Origin of the sequence: Streptosporangium subroseum (genome assembly GCF_900188345.1) — a bacterium.
In the GTDB taxonomy this organism is placed as follows: Bacteria; Actinomycetota; Actinomycetes; order Streptosporangiales; family Streptosporangiaceae; genus Streptosporangium; species Streptosporangium subroseum.
In genome coordinates this window covers 23564-40316 of record NZ_FZOD01000035.1, presented here as the reverse complement: position 1 = coordinate 40316, position 16753 = coordinate 23564, and the positions used below count along the sequence as shown (strand labels likewise).

At 67.8% G+C, this 16753-nt stretch carries 10 protein-coding genes; 3 read left to right on the top strand and 7 right to left on the bottom strand.

Features of this window, described 5'->3' with window-relative positions; translation table 11 throughout:
* Window positions 1-103: 103 nt before the first annotated feature.
* The gene (locus CHC08_RS28935; protein ID WP_089210540.1) at window positions 104-1255 is read right to left on the bottom strand and encodes an epoxide hydrolase family protein; all 1152 of its coding nucleotides are present in this window, start codon (window positions 1253-1255) and stop codon (window positions 104-106) included.
* A 63-nt stretch (window positions 1256-1318) separates the two neighbouring features.
* On the opposite strand from CHC08_RS28935, the gene CHC08_RS28930 reads away from it, so the two are divergent.
* On the top strand, window positions 1319-2269 hold the full coding sequence (locus CHC08_RS28930; RefSeq protein ID WP_089210539.1) for a helix-turn-helix transcriptional regulator: 951 nt from the start codon (window positions 1319-1321) through the stop codon (window positions 2267-2269).
* Between the two features lie 74 nt (window positions 2270-2343).
* On the opposite strand, the gene CHC08_RS28925 is transcribed toward CHC08_RS28930, so the two are convergent.
* Entirely contained in the window at window positions 2344-2922 is a 579-nt protein-coding gene (locus CHC08_RS28925; protein ID WP_089210538.1) for a TetR/AcrR family transcriptional regulator, read from the bottom strand.
* 84 nt (window positions 2923-3006) lie between these two features.
* On the opposite strand from CHC08_RS28925, the gene CHC08_RS28920 reads away from it, so the two are divergent.
* Window positions 3007-3888: an SDR family oxidoreductase gene (locus tag CHC08_RS28920; RefSeq protein ID WP_089210537.1), complete on the top strand. Its 882-nt coding sequence runs from the start codon at window positions 3007-3009 to the stop codon at window positions 3886-3888.
* Between the two features lie 66 nt (window positions 3889-3954).
* On the opposite strand, the gene CHC08_RS28915 is transcribed toward CHC08_RS28920, so the two are convergent.
* Together CHC08_RS28915 and CHC08_RS28910 are read right to left on the bottom strand one after the other, a co-directional pair.
* Window positions 3955-5880 carry an ABC transporter ATP-binding protein/permease gene (locus tag CHC08_RS28915; RefSeq protein ID WP_089210536.1) on the bottom strand — a complete coding sequence of 642 codons (1926 nt, stop codon included), beginning with the start codon at window positions 5878-5880 and terminating at the stop codon, window positions 3955-3957.
* A 420-nt stretch (window positions 5881-6300) separates the two neighbouring features.
* Window positions 6301-7791, bottom strand: coding sequence for a non-reducing end alpha-L-arabinofuranosidase family hydrolase (locus tag CHC08_RS28910; protein ID WP_089210535.1), 1491 nt, complete (start codon window positions 7789-7791; stop codon window positions 6301-6303).
* Between the two features lie 376 nt (window positions 7792-8167).
* On the opposite strand from CHC08_RS28910, the gene CHC08_RS53000 reads away from it, so the two are divergent.
* Window positions 8168-8443, top strand: a complete 276-nt coding sequence (locus CHC08_RS53000; RefSeq protein ID WP_089210534.1) for a hypothetical protein — start codon at window positions 8168-8170, stop codon at window positions 8441-8443.
* A gap of 45 nt (window positions 8444-8488) precedes the next feature.
* Here the strand turns inward: CHC08_RS53000 and CHC08_RS28900 are convergent, their stop codons facing one another.
* The 3 genes from CHC08_RS28900 to CHC08_RS28890 form a co-directional block, all read right to left on the bottom strand.
* On the bottom strand, window positions 8489-9040 hold the full coding sequence (locus CHC08_RS28900) for a hypothetical protein (RefSeq protein ID WP_089210533.1): 552 nt from the start codon (window positions 9038-9040) through the stop codon (window positions 8489-8491).
* 163 nt (window positions 9041-9203) lie between these two features.
* On the bottom strand, window positions 9204-15026 hold the full coding sequence (locus CHC08_RS28895; protein ID WP_089210532.1) for a ThuA domain-containing protein: 5823 nt from the start codon (window positions 15024-15026) through the stop codon (window positions 9204-9206).
* A gap of 142 nt (window positions 15027-15168) precedes the next feature.
* Window positions 15169-16389, bottom strand: a complete 1221-nt coding sequence (locus tag CHC08_RS28890; RefSeq protein ID WP_089210581.1) for an ROK family transcriptional regulator — start codon at window positions 16387-16389, stop codon at window positions 15169-15171.
* Window positions 16390-16753 lie beyond the last annotated feature (364 nt).

Genomic DNA, 16753 nt, shown 5'->3' with positions numbered 1-16753 from the left:
ACCCGGATGGGCCGTCATCGAAAACGCCCAGGTATCGGCCATGCGGTCCGGACCGACGGGGCGATCCGGGCCGCATGGCGCGTCCCTCTTGGCGGGACCGCGGTCAGCGCAGGTCGCGGAAGAACTCCCGGATGTCGGCCGTCAACAGGGCGGGTTCCTCCAGCGCGGCGAAGTGGCCGCCCCGGTCGACGTCGACCCACCGGGTGATGGTGTTGGCCGTCTCGTCGTAACGACGGATGGCGACGTCGTGCGCGAAGACGATCGACGCGGTGGGCACGCCGGAGTTCGGGTACCTCACGCCCCAGCCGGAGGCTTGCGCGTAGCCGACGTACGCCGCCGAGCCGGCCGTGCCGGTGAGCCAGTAGATCATCACGTTCGTCAGCAGCCGGTCCCGGCCGATGATCTTGTCGGGCAGTACGGATCGCGGGTGCGTCCATTCCCGGAACTTGTCCATGATCCAGGCGAGCTGTCCGACCGGAGAGTCGGTCAGGCCGTAGGCCAGAGTCTGCGGCCGGGTCGCCTGGATCGCGATGTATCCGAATTCCTCCTGCTGGAATGCCTCGATCCGGCGGAGCCGGTCGTGTTCGAGCTCCGACAGAGCGGCGAGCTCCTCGTCGGGCAGCGGCAGCGGCGGTAGCGTGGCACCGCCGTTGACGTGCACGCCCGCGACCCGGTCCGGAGCCACCCGGCCCAGTTGCGGGCTGACCGAGGCGCCGATGTCGCCACCCTGTGCCCCGTACCGCTCGTAGCCCAGCCGGCTCATCAGCTCGGCCCAGGTACGGGCGATGCGATCGGTGTCCCAGCCGCTGTCGGCGGTCGGCCCGGAGAAGCCGAAGCCGGGTAGCGACGGGATGACAACATGGAACGCGTCGGCCGGGTCGCCGCCGTGTGCCCCCGGGTCGGTCAGCGGCCCGAGGAGGTCGAGGAACTCCGCCACCGAGCCGGGCCAGCCGTGTGTCAGTACCAGCGGGAACGCGGTCGGCTCCGGCGAGCGGACGTGCAGGAAGTGGATTCGCTGGTCGTCGATGACGGTCATGAACTGCGGGAACGCGTTCAGGTGCGCCTCGGCGGTCCGCCAGTCGTAGCCGGTGCGCCAGTAATCGACCAGCTCGCGCAGCCAGGTTGTCGGGACGCCGGTGTCCCAGTCGTCGCCCGGCAGCGCGACGGGCCACCGAGTACGTCCGAGCCGGTCGTGCAGGTCGTCGAGCTGCTCTTGCGGGATATCGATGCGGAACGGGGTGATGTCTTCACTCATGGGGCCGACCGTAGGGATCGAAGCGGACAGCTCCTGTCCTAGCCTGCGGGCAGGCTTGAGCGCATGCTGGAAACCTCGGCGCGGTTGCTGCGCCTGCTGTCCCTGCTGCAGACACCCCGCGACTGGACCGGGGCCGACCTGGCCCAGCGCCTCGAGGTCGACGTGCGGACCGTCCGCCGGGACGTCGACAAGCTGCGTACTCTCGGTTACCCGGTTCACGCCACCCCGGGCGTGGCCGGCTACCGGCTGGGCGCCGGTGCGAAACTTCCGCCGCTGCTCCTGGACGACGACGAGGCGATCGCCGTCGCCATCGGGCTGGGCATCGCCGCAACCGGCACGGTGGCCGGCATCGAGGAGGCATCCGTACGCGCGCTCACCAAGCTCGAACAGGTCCTCCCGTCGCGGCTGCGCCACCGGGTCACCCTGCTGCACTCGGTGACCGTGACCGTCCCCGCCGCCGGCCCGACCGTCGAACCCGAGGTCCTGACCGCCGTCGCCGTGGCCTGCCGTGACCACCAACGGCTCCGCTTCGACTACCGCGGCCACGACGGTAGGGCGTCGGTCCGTACAACCGAGCCCCACCGCCTCGTGCACACCGGCCGCCGGTGGTACCTGATCGCCTGGGACCTCGAGCGCGCCGGCTGGCGCACGTACCGGATGGACCGGCTGGCGCCCCGCATCCCGACGGGTCCCCGTTTCACCCCGCGTGAGGCGCCCGACATCGACCTCGCCGCGTATCTGTCACGCGGCGTCTCGACCGCGGCCTACCGCTATCGGGCGCACATCACCGTACACGTCGCGGCTGAGGCGGCGGCTGAGCGGATTCCCCCGACCGTCGGCGTCATAGAGTCCGTCGACCTGCACAGCTGCCTCCTGCACACCGGGTCGAACTCACTCGACGAACTCGCGCTCTACCTCGGCCTGTTCAACCTCCCCCTCACCGTTCACGAACCACCCGAACTGATTGCGCACATCCGCGACCTCGCCACCCGCCTCGCCGACGCCGTCCGGTGAGGCGCCGTAATAGGCGATCTGACGAGCGATGGGTCGATGCGCGAGCAGTCGATGAGCGGGTGAGATTTGTCCGGTCAGCCCAGCGATGCGCTCGCCGTACGCAGCTCGCCCAGGGCCGCCAGGACGTAACCGGCGAGCTCGTCCTTGGCGTCACGGTCGCCCTCGGACCATTCGACGTACCCTCGTTTGAAGGCGAGAACGCCCAGCTCGCCCGCGAGAGCCGCGGTCGGATCGGGTACGCCGCGGGCGACCAGAGCGGTTGTCATCGCAGCAGCGAGGCTGACGCTCTTGAGGGCGTCACGCTCTTGAAGCTCGGTGCTGGCGGCGACGGCCGCCTTCAGGCGAGGGGCGAGCTCCCGATTCATGGCGCCCATCGCGCTCGAGGCGCGCTCGAGACCGGCCGCGACCGCCTCGAGCGGGCTGGCGTCATCGGGCGCCTCGGCGATTCCCTCGGCCAGCAGTCGGCTCAGCGTCTCCTGCCCGGCCACCAGCAGCTCGCGCTTATCGGGGAAGTGCCGGAAGAAGGTGCTTTTGGTGACCCCGGCGCGCTCGGCGATCTGCGCGACCGTCGTGGCGTCGTACCCCTGCTCGGTGAACAGGTCGACGGCAGCCACGACAAGACGTTCGCGCGCCCCTGGTTCCCATCGACCCATGGGTCCATCATACGCGATGGGACAATTGTCCCATCACCCTGTTAGAGTGATGGGACAACAGTCCCATCGTTTCGGGAGAGTTCCATGCGCGTTTTTGTCACTGGTGGCACCGGTCTGATCGGTTCCGCCGTCGTCGCCGAACTGCTCGGCAACAACCACACCGTCCTCGCCCTCGCCCGCTCCGACGCGTCCGCGCTGGCCGTCGAGGCGGCCGGCGCCGAGCCGCTCCGGGGAGCTCTCGCCGACCTGGACGTCCTTCGCGCCGGCGTTGCCCAGGCCGACGGGGTCATCCACCTGGCATTCAGCAACGACTTCAGCAGCTCCGACGCCCTCGCAAAGGCGGTCGCCGAGGAAAGCGCCGCCCTCGCGGCCCTCGGCGAGGAACTCGTCGGCAGCGACCGCCCCTTCGTCACCGCCTCGGGTACGCCCTATGTGCCGGGCCGCGCCTCCACCGAGGCCGACCCGCTGCATACCGACGGGCCGGTCGGTGGTCGTGGCCGCGCGGTCACGGCGGTCCTGGGTCTGGCCTCGCGCGGAGTCCGGAGCACGGCCGTACGCCTGCCGCGCACGGTTCACAACCGGGGCACGGGCGGGTTCGCCGGAATGCTGACCGGTATCGCACGCCAGAGCGGGGTGTCCGGCTACCCGGGCGACGGCGCACAGCGTTGGCCGGCCGTGCATGCGCTCGACGCGGCCGTCCTCTTCCGGCTCGCCCTGGAGCAGGCGCCGGCCGGTAGCTCCTGGCACGCCGTGGCCGACGAGGGAGACAGGTTGCTTGACATCGCCGCGGTCATCGGCCGACGGCTGGGCCTGCCGGTCGAGCCGGTGCCGTCGGAGACCTACGGCACTCTCGGCCCGATCTTCATGACCGACCAGCCCTCGTCCAGCGCCCACACCCGGCAGGCGCTCGGCTGGGAGCCGAAGCACCCGAACCTTCTGGAGGATCTGGAGAACATCCAGCCCTGACCGGCGACACCGGCGATCGGGCGGACCCGCTGCCGGCGCTCGGCTCCGCGTGCAAGCCGGCCCGTGTCACGCCGGAGCGGGTTCCGGTTCGTCGTCTCCCAGCGGGCCGAAGCGCCATTCCCCCTCACCGAGCAGCTTGAGTTCGTGGGCGTGGTGTTGCTCGACCGTCGAGCGGTGGCTGACGCTGACGACGATGGTGTCGGGCAGTTCTGACCGCACCAATTGATAGAGGACGAACTCCAGGCCCTCGTCCAACGCAGAGGTCGACTCGTCGAGGAACATCACCTTCGGCTTCGTCAGCAGAATCCGTGCGAACGCGATCCGCTGCTGTTCGCCCGGGGAGAGCACCTTGGCCCAGTCCTGCACCTCGTCGAGCCGGTCCGCGAGGTGCGACAGCGCTACCTTACGCAGCGTGCCGCGCAGGGTCTCGTCATCGGTGGTGCCTTCTTTGCCGGGATATGTGACGACAGCGCGCAGGTCGCCCAACGGTACGTAGGGCAGCTGCGACAGGAACATCGTCTCGTTGGGTCCGCACGGCCGGGTCAGCGTGCCGCTGGTGAACGGCCACAACTCGGCGAGGCTGCGCAACAACGTGGTCTTGCCGCTGCCGGACGGCCCGGTGACGACCAACGTGTCACCCACGTCGAGCCGCATGTCGAGCGGCTTGATCAACTGCTGTCCATCGGGGGTGCGGACCTCGACGGCCTCGAGCTGAACCGTCCCGTCGACGCAGGGCAGCGTCGTCACCTCCGGCAGCGCCCTGGCCTCTTCGTCGGCGATGACCAGACCGTGAAGCCGGATGATCGCCGCCCGGTAGCCGGCGAAGGCGTCGTAGGCGTTCCGGAAGAACGAGAGACCGCTCTGGATCTCGTTGAACGCCGACGCCGACTGGGTGAGATCGCCGAGGCGGATCTCGGCGGCGAACAGCCGCGGCGCCTGCAGGAGATAGGGCAGGGGCACGATGCTCTGACTGATCGAGTAGTTCCAGGCGTTGAAGCCGATGGTCCTGTTCAGATACCGCTTGTAGTTGGCGACGACGGGAGTGAACAGGCGCCGCAGCCCTGAGCGCTCCGCGAGCTCGCCGCGGTAGAACGCGACCGCCTCCGACGCGTCGCGCAGGCGCACCAGGGCGTAACGGAATGCCGCGTTGAACTTCTCGTTTCTGAAGGCCAGCCAGATGATCGGCTTGCCGATCCAGAATGCGATGACGGAGGCGATGAGGACGTAGACCAGCCCGATCCAGAACATCGCCCTGGGGATGTCGACCCCGAAGATGGAGAGCCTGCCCGAGAGATTCCACAGGATCGCCGTGAACGACACGATCGAGGTGACCGCGGAGATCGCGCCGAACAACAGCGTGCTGGACGTCCCCCCGTTGCTCGGAAGGTTGGGCAGAGGCCCGTATCCGGCGGTGACCACGTCGACGTCGGACTGAATACGCTGGTCCGGGTTGTCGATGGTGCCGTCGATGAATCGCGACCGGTAGTAGGCCTTACCGTCGAGCCAGTCTCCGGTCAGCCTGTCGGTGAGCCAGACGCGCCAGGCCAGCACGAACCGCTGGAGCAGGAACAGATCCAGCAGCAGCCGGGCGATGTGTATCGCCGCCAGGACGCAGAAGGTCCACAGGGACATCCAGAAGCCGTGTTCGCCGGAGCTTTTCACCGAAGCGTTGTCGACGGCGATGCCCTGAACCGCGACCTGGAGGCTGGACAGCATGTCGTTGCCCTGGTAACTGAACAGCACGTTCAGCCGGACGCCGGTGACCACCGACAACAGCATGGCGCTGAGCGAGAGCCAGACCTTGACGCTCCCCGGACCGGTGAAGTACGCGCCGGTGATGCGCCAGAACTGCCTGCCCCACGTCGTGAAGAGGCCGATCAGCACGAGGACCGCCAAGGTGCATATCGCGGCGATCGCCCAGGCTATGGCGATCCACACCAGCGATGCCCAGAGCTCAGAGCCCCAGTCGAGGGTCGGGGTGAACAACTCCATTCCGGAAACGTATACGCACAGATTGCGACGAGCGCCCCTCAACTCGCGGGAGGGAGTCGTTCGAGTCGTCGTTCTTCGACGTGTTCGCCACGTCCGGGGCGGTTCGGGGGGCGATCAGCAGGGGGAGTCGGTCTGGGGCAACGAGCCCATGCGCCAGGGCAGGCGGAGTGAGGGTGCGGATCTCGTGGTGATCCTTCCAAGGGGTGGACCTCAGGCTGGGGAGCGTGTGCCCGACCCCGCATTCCGTCGCCATGTGAGCGCTGACGTTTCTGCGTGGCCCGGGCGGGCTCGGCCGTGCGCCGAGCCCGCCGCTCCAACTCCACCCGGTCCTGATCACGTGCCGTGACGACGCTCACCCGATGGGGCATACGTCTTTGCGGTGAACGTCAGGAGCACCCGAGCCGGGCCTATGTCACGCCGTTAGCGCTGTAGGGTCAGCAGGCCCGGCCGGTAGGGCAGGAGGCCGTAGTCGCCGCCGGAGCCGGGGCTGCGTCCCTGGTAGAGCAACTGCAGTTTGCAGGGGTCGACGGTCATGGTCTGGTCGGGGTTGGTGCGGATCAGTTCGCCGTGGCTGATGTCGTTAGTCCAGGTGGCGCCGCTGTTGGCCTTGCCGGCGAAGGGGTTGCTCTCGGTTGCGGCCTGGGGTGTCCACGTACCGTTCAGGCTGGTGGCCGTGAAGGAGCGGAAGTAGCGGCCCTGTGAGCCGATCGCCTCGACGATCATGAGGTATCGGTTCTGGCCCTGAAGCTTGTAGACCTGAACGGCTTCGAACAGGTTGTTGGTCGTGTCGCTCATGATCACGGTTGATGTCGTGCCGAAACTGCCCGGGAAGTTTCCGATGGGCATGGCGGCTCGGTAGATCTTGCCGTTGTCGCCGGCGAAGAACAGGTACATGTTCGTGTTGTCGCCGATGAGTGTCTGGTCGATGGGTCCTGTTCCGGAGCCGGTGATGCTTCCGGAGAAGAGGACCTGCTGCGATGACCAGCCGTTGGGATTGGTGGGGTCGCTGGAGGTTCGGTAGGAGAATGCGGTCCCGCCCCATTGGTAAGCGAGTACCCAGATGTTCTTCGGGGCGAAGTAGAGGAGTGTGGGTGCGACGGTGGAGGAGGACATCGTGTTCTGGCTGGCCGAGGCCATGTCGGACCAGTTGGTAAAGAGGCCGAAGTTCATCGAGCCCCAGGTCGTGCCCGTGTCGTGCGTTGTGGCGTAGACGAGTTGCCGGCCGTTGTAGGGGGCGGTGGTGAAATCTTTGAGCGAGACCCACCCCGACCTCGGGTTCGCCAGTGAGCCCGTCGAGGTCCAGCGGTACGTCGACGGAAGAGCGCACGTGCCGGTCGGCGTCGGCGTCGGTGTGGGGTTCGGTCCGCTGCCGACCTGGACGAACTGCCACTGCTGGTTGCCGCCGCCCCAGTCGTCGTACTGGACGATGTTGGCGCCGTCGGCGATGGAGGCGCCCTGGACCTCCAGGGCCTTGTTGCTGTTGCGGTTGATCAGGCGCACATAACCGCTGTCGGAGTCGGCCAGGCGCCACTGCTGGTTGGTGCCGTTGAGGTCGGCCCACTGCACGATGGTGCCACCGTTGGCGGTGGAGAAGTTGTTGACGTCCAGGACCTTGCCGGAGGGGCGGGACTTGACGCGGTAGTAGCCGCCGCCGGAGTCGACGAACTGCCACTGCTGCTGGTTGCCGTTGTTACGGGCCCACTGGGTGATGCGGGCGCCGTCGTTGGTGGCCAGGTTGTAGACGTCCAGCGCCTTGCCGCTGGTCCGGTTGACCAGGACGTACCAGGCGTTGGTGTCGACGGTCGCCGCGGTCGCGGAGGGGGTGGCGAGGGTGAGCAGGGCGCTGGTGAGCACGAACGACGTGAGGACGGCGATCAGCACGCGCAGGCGGTTTCGTCTGGTGGGTCGCATGGTTCTCCCTTCAAGAACTTGTTAGCGTTAACATGTCGATCATGAAGTTGCCCGGAAGGCGGCGTCCTGCCGGTCCGCGACGCTCGACGAGACAACGATCGGGTCGATGCGCAGCACGGAGCCCTGATGCCGCAAAAATTGTTATCGCTAACATTTAGGGTTCCAGATCTCCAGGGCCTGATTCCGAGAGGGTGATGTCGCGGAGTACATCCGACTGGTCGACCGGCGTCAACGAGCCACGGTCCTCGCCGACCTGGGCGTTGCCGTCGGCATGCTTTCCCGCCTGGACATTCGTCCGGAGAGAGATCATCTAACGGCGCCTGCGCAAGTGAAAATTTCACTGAAGTTACGACTTGGCAACCGTAGGTCATGACAGCTGGTATTCGATGCCGTTCCCGGCCCCGCGACAGTGGTCGGACTCGCCGACAGGGGCGAACGGTTCCGGTTGGTGGCGAACGTGATCGACGTGGTCGCCCCGCCCGAGCCGTTGTCGAACCCTCCTGGGTGCTTGTGCTGTCCGGCGGCCCCGGCCGGACCTGCGCACCTCCGCCGAGCTGTGGCTCACGGCCCGGCGCACCACACCGCGCTTTCGGCCGCCGTGGGATCGGAGGAGGGGATAGAAGGTCATTGCCGGAGAGTACGTAGAGCGTAGCTTTCCGTGCCCCGGGCGGGGCACGGTGATTCTCCGGCCCGCGGGTCAGCCGGACACGTTCCGGCGGCGCACAAGCACGAACATGATCGCGATGGCGGCCACCACGGCGACGGCGATGATGCCGATCTTGAGGGGCAGGTCCGAGGAGCCCTCCTGGGCGCGTTCGGCCAGTGCCGCGGCCCGTACTGTGCTGGACGCCGGCGCGGCCGCCGCGGGGAGCACGATGTCCTGTGCCTTCACGGTCGCCGACTTGCGGGCCTCGGTGGGCTTGGTGGCGGTCACGGTGACCTTCCACTCACCCGCCGGGAGCGGCTCGGCCGCGTTGTAGAGGTTCTGGCCCTCGGGCGCCGACTTCAGCGGGATCGGGCCGAAAGTACGGCCGTCGGGCGCCTTCGCGAACAGGGTCGCCGCGACGATGTCGGTGACCGGGCGGCCGTCCTTCTTCCAGGTGAACAGCACGTTGACGTTGCGGCCGCCGTCCCCGGCGACCTCCAGGGCGATGGGTGAGCCGGGCGCGGCGGAGGCGGCTGGGGCGCCGAGCAGCAGCCCGAGCCCGGCCAGCAGGATGGCCGCGGCGTATCTCAGGACCTTGTTCACGAGTCGTGACTCCCTTCCGGGTTCGGTGACGGCGGGTCCGGAAGGTGCCCGCCGTCACCGAAGTGCGAAACGGGGTGCCCCGTGTCATGGGGCACCCCGACTACGGATCCATCGGGGGTGCCGGGCTGAGCCCGGCACCCCCTGGTCGGGGCCGTGGCCCCACTTACACGGGCGTGCCGCCGTTCTCGACGATCAGGGCGTTGGCGTCACGGATGAACGTGGCCTTCACCGCCGGGTTGGAGACGATCTTCGGGTCGTTGACCGCTTCGATGAAGCGCTCAAGCTTCTTGACGATCTTCTTCTTGTCGCGCTCGCGCTCCTTGTCCTCGGACACCATGACCTTGGAGATCTTGTCCTGGAGCTTCGCGGCACCGGTGGCCGACAGCTGCCCGGCCGCCTCGAAGCGCTCGATCAGGGCGGAGATGTCGTCGGTCGAGGTGACCGTCTTGAACGCGACCGACTGCTCGTACGTACCGCCGGAGTTGGTCTCGACGGTGACGGTGAGCGTGTGGTCGCCCAGGGCCAGCTTGTGGAGCTGCTGGACGGTCCCGGACGTGAACGGCTGGTCGTCCAGCTTGCCGGTCACGGTCTTGATCCCGGTTCCGGTGACCTCCCAGGCGATGGTCAGGTCCTGGCTGTCGCCGTACTGGGTGCCGTCCGCGACCCCGGAGATGAGGATGGTGGGCTCGGTGGCGCCGTCCTCGATCTTGATGGTCGCGGCCTTGGTCTCCTCGACGTTGCCGGCCTTGTCGGTGGCGCGGTAGCGCAGCTCGTGGTCGCCTGCACCGGTGACGTTGACCGTCGTGGTGTAGGGCGTCCAGTCGCCGTTGTCGAGGGCGTACTCGATCTTCTCCACGCCGGACGTGGCGTCCGCCGCGGCGAGGGTCACGGGCACGGTGGTCTGGCTGACCGGAAGGAAGTCCGCCGTCGTGGTGGGTGCGGTCGCGTCGACCTTGACGGCGAGCGTCTTGGTCGCCTCGACGTTGCCCGCCTTGTCGACGGAACGGTACGCCAGGGTGTGGTTGCCGTCACCGGTGATGACCACCGGCTCCAGGTACGTGGTCCAGGCGCCGTTGTCGAGCTGGAACTCGGTCTTGCTGACGCCGCTGCCCTGCGCCTCGTCGGCGCCGGCCAGCGTGACCAGGATCAGCTTGGTGAACCATCCGTTCGCCGGCTGGGCCGGGTCGGGGGTGGCCGTGGTCACCGGCGCGGTCGAGTCGGCCGTTCCGCCACCGGTGAGGCGGAAGTAGTCGAACTTGACCGTCTTGGACGCCTGCTGCGCGGTGCCGATGGTGTACACACCGATCTTGCCGTTGCCGACGGCGGTGTTGGTCACCGCCTGCGCGAACTCCGTCCAGGTGGTGCCGTCGGAGGAGTAGGAACCCTTGAAGCTGGTTCCCTCCTTCTTCAGACGCAGGTACCAGACGCCCTGGGTGAGCGAGCCGACCTGCGGCTGCGGATCCAGGACGGTTCCGCCGACCTCGCTGCGCAGCTCGATCCGCCGCGACACCGCGGAACCCGCGGTGTTGTCGGCGACGTAGTCGAGCTTCACGTAGTCGTCGTCACCGGTGTAGACGATCAGGCCGCCCTGCTGGTACTGCTCGTTGAGCGCCGACCCGTCGACCTTCGTCTCCAGCGTCCAGTCGCCGCTCGGCGCGTTCTGCAGGATGAAGTTCTTCGGACCGGTGTTGCCGGTGCCGAAGATGTCGCCCGTCGTGGTGTCGAGCTCCAGGTTGCCGCCGGTCACCCGGGCGGCCGAGGAGTCGCCACGGACGATCGCGTTCCAGCGGCAGCCGTCCAGGGACGTGCCGTTGAACTCGTCGCTCGGCGTCGCCGCGGTGGCGGTGTCGTCGGGCGTGATGTGGAACCAGTCGAACGCGGCGTCGATGATCGGCTTGGTGGTGCCGTTGTTCGCGAACGAGATGAGACCGATGCGCGGGTTGGTGATCCCGGCCAGCGCCTTGGTCTCCGGCATGGCGGTGAAGGTGGTGCCGTCGGCCGAGTAGTGAGCGGTGAGGTTGGTGCCGTCGCTCATGAACCGGACGTAGTAGGTGTCGGGGAAGGCGTCACCGAGGTTGGCGGTGTTGCTCGCCGTCACTTCGTTCGGCACGCCGTTCTCTTCCCGGATGAACTGGAAGATACGAGCGGCGTGGTCGGGGGTGGCGCTCCGGCCCTGGAGCACCATCTTGGCGTAGTTGTTGTCGTCGCCGTACACGACCAGACCGGCCTGGTGATACTGCTGGTTGGCGACCATCGTCACCTTGGTGGTGGCGGTCCAGGCGCCCTGCGGCAGCGGCTGCAGCGTGATGTTGGTCGTGGTGCCGGCGCCGGTGCCGTAGATGTCGGTCAGCGACGTCGGCAGGATGAGCTTGCCGTCCGCCACCCTCAGGTTCTGGTCCTCACGGACGACCGACCAGCGGTTGCGGTCCAGCGAGGTGCCCAGGAAGTCGTCGGAACGACCGGTGAAGCAGGTGGTGCTCGGCGGGTCCACCTTGATGGAGACCGTCTTGCTCGCCGAGGCGCCCTTGGCGTCGGTCACGGTCACCGTGGCGGTGTACGTGCCCGGCGCGGCGTAGGTGTAGCTCGCGTTGGCGGTGGTCGGCGCCGGCGAGCCGTTCGCGCCGAAGTTCCACTTGTAGGTGAGCGGGGTGTTGTTGTCGGGGTCGGTGGCGGCCGAGGTGAAGTCGACCTTCAGCGGGGCGATGCCCGTGACCGGGGTCGCCGACATGGTCACCGTCGGGCGCTGGTTGTCGGTGGCGCCCTGGCCGATGAAGTCGACCCAGTTGAAGTTGAGCAAGTAGGCGTCGTTGGCCGCGCTCGCCGGCTTGCGCACGATGAAGAACAGCGGGCCGGTCGTCGTCGGGACGTTGGTCAGGTCGACCGTGACGTCCTGGAACGTCTGCCAGCCGCCGGTCGGCGCGATGTCGACCGAGCCCACCAGGGTCCCGGTGTCGGCGTTACCCGTCTTGATCTGCACGGTGCCGCCGGCGCCGCCCGAGGAGACGCGGAGCCGTACCTGGGAGATGCCGCCCAGGTTGATCGGGGTGTAGGACCAGTAGTCGCCGTCGTTGGTGAAGCCGATGTTCTGGGCGCCTCCCTGGGGGTCGGTGGTCGTCTCGGCCTGGACGCCGGGGGTGTCGGTGCCCGTGCCGCCCGCGACCCGGCCGGTCGCCGAGAAGTGCTCGGCCTGCTTGCGCTTGGTCTGGAGGATGACCTGGGCCCGCCCGGTCAGCGACTGGGCGTTACCCGAGCCACCCTTGTCGGCGTAGGTGGCCTCAAGGATGTAGAACAGGTTGTCGTCGATGCCGTGGCCGCTGTCGGACAGCGTCTGGATGGTGCCCTCGCAGCCCTCGTGCTGGTCGAGCGGGTGACCGTGGCTGTCGTGGCCCAGGATCGCCTGGATCTTGACCTCGTCACAGTCGATCGCGCCGTCCTCGGGGTCGGTGACGACGACCTTGTATTTCACCTGGTCGCCGAACTCGAAGAACGCGCCGTTCGGCGGCAGTTCGAGGGTCACCGTCGGACGGGTGTTGCCCACCGTGATCGGCACGTTCGCCGTGCCGGTGAGGCCGTCCGGGTTGCTGACGGTCAGGACCGCGCTGTACTGCCCGGCCTGGGTGTAGGTGTGCGAGGGATTGGCGTCGGTCGAGTCGGTGGTGTCGTCACCGTCGAAGTCCCACGCGTAGGTGATCGGCTTGCCGTCCGGGTCGCTCGATCCCTGGCTGGAGAACTGCACGGTCAGCGGGGCCGGACCGTCGGTCTTGTCCGCGGAGACGCGGGCGACCGGCGGGCGGGTGCCCTTGACGTACTCGACGCGGTAGATGCCGGAGTCGGCGTTGTCGCCGCCGAAGCCGGAGCCCCACTCGATCAGGTACAGCGCGCCGTCGGGACCGAACTTGATGTCCATGGGGCGCTTGAAGCTCAAGGAGCTCAGAATCTGATTGATCTTGATCTGGGCGTTGCCGGCCTCGTTGAGCTGGAACGAGAACATCTTGTTCGTGTTCCACTCACCGAAGATCGCCTTGCCGTCCCAGTAGGCCGGCCACTTGACGGGCGACTGCAGGTCGGCGTCGTAGCGGTAGACCGGGCCCGCCATCGGCGCGCCGCCGTTGAGCTCGGGGAAGACGTTCGGGTTGGTGGAGCTGGTGTAGGGGATCGACGCCGGGATCACCGGGGGCAGGTTGGTCAGGCCGGTGTTGTTGGGCGAGTCGTTGACCGGCGCGGCGCAGTTGTACGCCGCTCCCGACGCCTTGGTGGCGAAGTTGTAGTCGATGTACGGCGTGTTGTCGCCCACGCAGTACGGCCAGCCGTAGTTGCCCGGCTTGCTGATCAGGTTCCACTCGACGGTGCCCTTCGGACCGCGGGTGGCACTCGCGGAGCCGGCGTCGGGTCCGTAGTCGGCCACCATCGGGAAGCCGGTCTTCGGGTCCAGGCCCATGCGGAACGGGTTGCGGAAGCCCATGCCGTAGATCTCGGGCTTGGTCTTGGCCGTGCCCGGGGCGAACAGGTTCCCGGACGGCACGGTGTAGGTGCCGTCGTCCTGCGGGGTGATGCGCAGCAGCTTGCCGCTCAGGTCGTTGGTGTTGCCCGCGCTACGCTGCGCGTCCCACGCGGACCGGCCCGACTGCTCGTCGGTCGGCGTGTAGCCGTCCGAGGCGAACGGGTTGGTGTTGTCACCGGTGGCCAGCCACAGGTCGCCGGTCTTGTGGTCCATGAGCATGCCGCCACCGTGGTGACAGCACTCGGCCCGCTGCACCGGCACGTCGAGGATGACCTTCTCGCTGGAGAAGTCGAGCGTGTCGCCGGTAACGGTGAACCGGCTCAGCCGGTCGACGCTCGGGCTCGCCGGTGAGTGGTAGAGGTACAGCCAGTGGTTGGTGGCGAAGTCCGGGTCCAGCGCCAGGCCGAGTAGGCCGCTCTCGTTGGCGTTGAACACATTCAGGTGAGCCGCCGTCACGGTCGAGCCGGTGGTCTTGATGATCTTGACGTCACCCAGGCGGTCGATGTAGAAGACCCGCCCGTCCTTGGCGATGTCGGTCATCATCGGGTTCGCCGTGTTGTCGTCGAGGGTGACCTTCTCGAAGCTGCCGCTCTGCGAGGCCGAGCAGTCGGCCTTCTCGGCGCCCGCGGCGGTCTTGATTCCGCCGAGGAGCATCTTCAGGAAGTTCGGATCGGCGTAGCTCTCCTTGGTGTGGCCGAGGCCGGTGTACCAGGAGCGTCCGCCGTCGTAGTCCTGACACCAGGAGATCGGGTGGTCGATGCCCTGCGTGGAGCCGGTGTAGGACTTCTGGTTCATCGACTGCAACACGTGCACGGTGTTGCGCGGGTTGGCCTGGAAGTCGTACCACTCGTCGGTACGGGTCCACGAGGTCGGCAGGTGCGAGGTCGACGGGTGGGCGAGGTCCTCGGTGATGACCGTCGCCTGCTGGATGGCCGGGTGCGACTTGAAGTACGCGCCGACGAGCTTGCGGTACCAGTCCCAGCTGTAGCCGCTGTCGGAGGCCGCGTGGACGCCGGCGAAGCCGCCGCCGCCCTCGATGTAGCGCTCGAAGGCGGCCTTCTGCTCCGGCGTGGTCACGGGGTCGCCGGTCGTGGACATGAAGACCACGGCCTGGTACTGCGCCAGGTTGGCGTCGGTGAACTGGGCGCTGTCCTCGGTCGTGTCGACCGCGAAGTTGTTCTCCAGGCCGAGCTTCTGGACGGCGGCGATTCCCTCGGGAATCGCGTCGTGCCGGAAGCCGCTGGTCTTGGAGAAGACCAGCACCTTGAAGGCGGGATCGGCGGCGGCGTTCGCCGACGACGTCAGGGCCTTGGAGGCGGAGGTGTAGTCGGTGGCGGCGTTCGCCGGCGACGTCAGGAATGTGAGGGGCATCAGGGGTGCGACGAGGGCCAGGGCCACCGTCGCCGCCGTCCGGCGTAGGGAACGGGTTTCGGTTTTCGGCAGGATCTTTGAGATCCCGGCCCACGTTCGAGAACGTGGTGACATGGGGTAGTTCCTTCCCTGACTGGGGGGCGTCAGGCAAAGCGCGCGCCGCCGCACGGTGCCATTTGTTACATGGGGGGTGGGTACTGCGGTGATGGGTACTGCGGTAACTGGAGGGTGCCGTCTCCAGGCTTTTGGGGGCTTGTCAGATGGGTGACAGCCGGGGTAGTGGATCCATGATCATGGTCGGGTGGTCGATGAGCCGGTTGACCACCATGCTCGCGGCGCCCCGTGAGGCGGCGCCGAAGCCGAGGTCGGAGGCGATGAACCGGCAGTGGTTGGCGGAGCGGGCCACGACCAGGCGTTCCAGTTCCGCCTGGGCGTGGGGCAGCAGCCATTCGGCGAGTGTGGCGAAGTAACCGCCGACGACGATCACCCGCGGGTTGAACAGGTTGGCCAGGATCGAGCCGCCGAGCCCGAGCCACCGCCCCACCTGCGCGACCGCGTCCATCATCTGGGGGTCGCCCGCCGCCAGTCCCCTGGCGATCTCCGTCGCGCGCTCCTCGGGATCGGACACCGGCAGGTCGGCCGGCTGGTACACCTGGTCGGGCATGGCCATCCGTACGAGCGCGGCCAACCCCACCTTGGTCTCCCAGCAGCCGTATCGACCGCAGCCGCAGAGAGCGCCGCCCGGGTCGACCGGCAGGTGCCCGACCTCGCCGGCGAAACCGTCCGCGCCACGGAGCAGCTTGCCGTCGACGAAGATGCCGCCGCCCACGCCGACCTCGCCGGTCAGGTAGACGAGATGGGAGGTGCCGGCGGCGACGCCGGAGGTGTGCTCGGCCACGGCCGCGAGGTTGGCGTCGTTGTCCACCGACACTGGAACGCTCCACGGGCTGAGTGCGGCCGACAGTCGCGCCGCCAGCGGCAGGTCGCGCCAGCCCAGGTTGGGCGCGAACGTGACAACGCCGCGCGCCACGTCGACCAGGCCGGGGAGTGCCACCCCGAGGCCGGCCGGGACGGCCTCGGCCCGCTTCATCGCCTCGACGGCATCCAGGGCCATCTGGCTGAGCATGCGCAGTGCGCGATCCGGCCCGGCGGCTATCGTGTCGAAGCCGACCCGGCGCTCCACCAGGACCCGGCCGCTGAGGTCGGACCCGTGAACCGAGATGTAGTCAACATTGATCTCCAAACCCAGCGCGCCGACATGCGCGCCGTGCAGGGCCAGGGGTCGCCGGGGACGGCCGATCGCGCCGACGTGCTCCGTGCCGATCTCCCGGACCAGTTGCCGATCGAGCAGTTCGGACACCAGGTTGGAGACCGTGGCCCGGTGCAGGCCGGTCGTCTCCGCGATGTCGGCCCGCGACTGGGACGCGTGGTCACGCAGGTGGCGTAGAACCAGCGAGAGGTTCGTCTGACGCACCATGGGGGAGCTGCTCGGTAAGGCGGTGCCGGCCGCGTGCGTGACGTTGTGTTCCTGGGTCACGCGAGTCACCGCCTTTCTTTTGTCTCCGCAATCAACTAATGAGGTTTGTAACATGCATGTGTACTGGTGTGCACCTTGTTGCGAGGTAACGAGTTGATATCTTCAAATATGTGCAGGTAGGCGGCATGTGCGCTCTATTGCTGGACCGTTGCATTTGTACTGTTTGTCTCTTTTGGGCCGAGGGGTCCCCCGGGAGCGGTCCACTTCGTCATCGAGGGGACGCCGCCCGAGGCGAAACACCGGGGGGGGTGGCCGATTTCGGAGACCACTCCGCGAAAGTCGCCGGACCGTTGATTTCGTACCG

Excerpts from the sequence above, each read along its gene's own strand:
- CHC08_RS28915 (WP_089210536.1), bottom strand. The coding sequence starts at position 5,880 with ATGGAGTTGTTCACCCCGACCCTCGACTGGGGCTCTGAGCTCTGGGCA.
- CHC08_RS28910 (WP_089210535.1), bottom strand. The coding sequence starts at position 7,791 with ATGCGACCCACCAGACGAAACCGCCTGCGCGTGCTGATCGCCGTCCTC.
- CHC08_RS28935 (WP_089210540.1), bottom strand. The coding sequence starts at position 1,255 with ATGAGTGAAGACATCACCCCGTTCCGCATCGATATCCCGCAAGAGCAG.
- CHC08_RS28930 (WP_089210539.1), top strand. The coding sequence starts at position 1,319 with ATGCTGGAAACCTCGGCGCGGTTGCTGCGCCTGCTGTCCCTGCTGCAG.
- CHC08_RS28890 (WP_089210581.1), bottom strand. The coding sequence starts at position 16,389 with ATGGTGCGTCAGACGAACCTCTCGCTGGTTCTACGCCACCTGCGTGAC.
- CHC08_RS28895 (WP_089210532.1), bottom strand. The coding sequence starts at position 15,026 with ATGTCACCACGTTCTCGAACGTGGGCCGGGATCTCAAAGATCCTGCCG.
- CHC08_RS28925 (WP_089210538.1), bottom strand. The coding sequence starts at position 2,922 with ATGGGTCGATGGGAACCAGGGGCGCGCGAACGTCTTGTCGTGGCTGCC.
- CHC08_RS28920 (WP_089210537.1), top strand. The coding sequence starts at position 3,007 with ATGCGCGTTTTTGTCACTGGTGGCACCGGTCTGATCGGTTCCGCCGTC.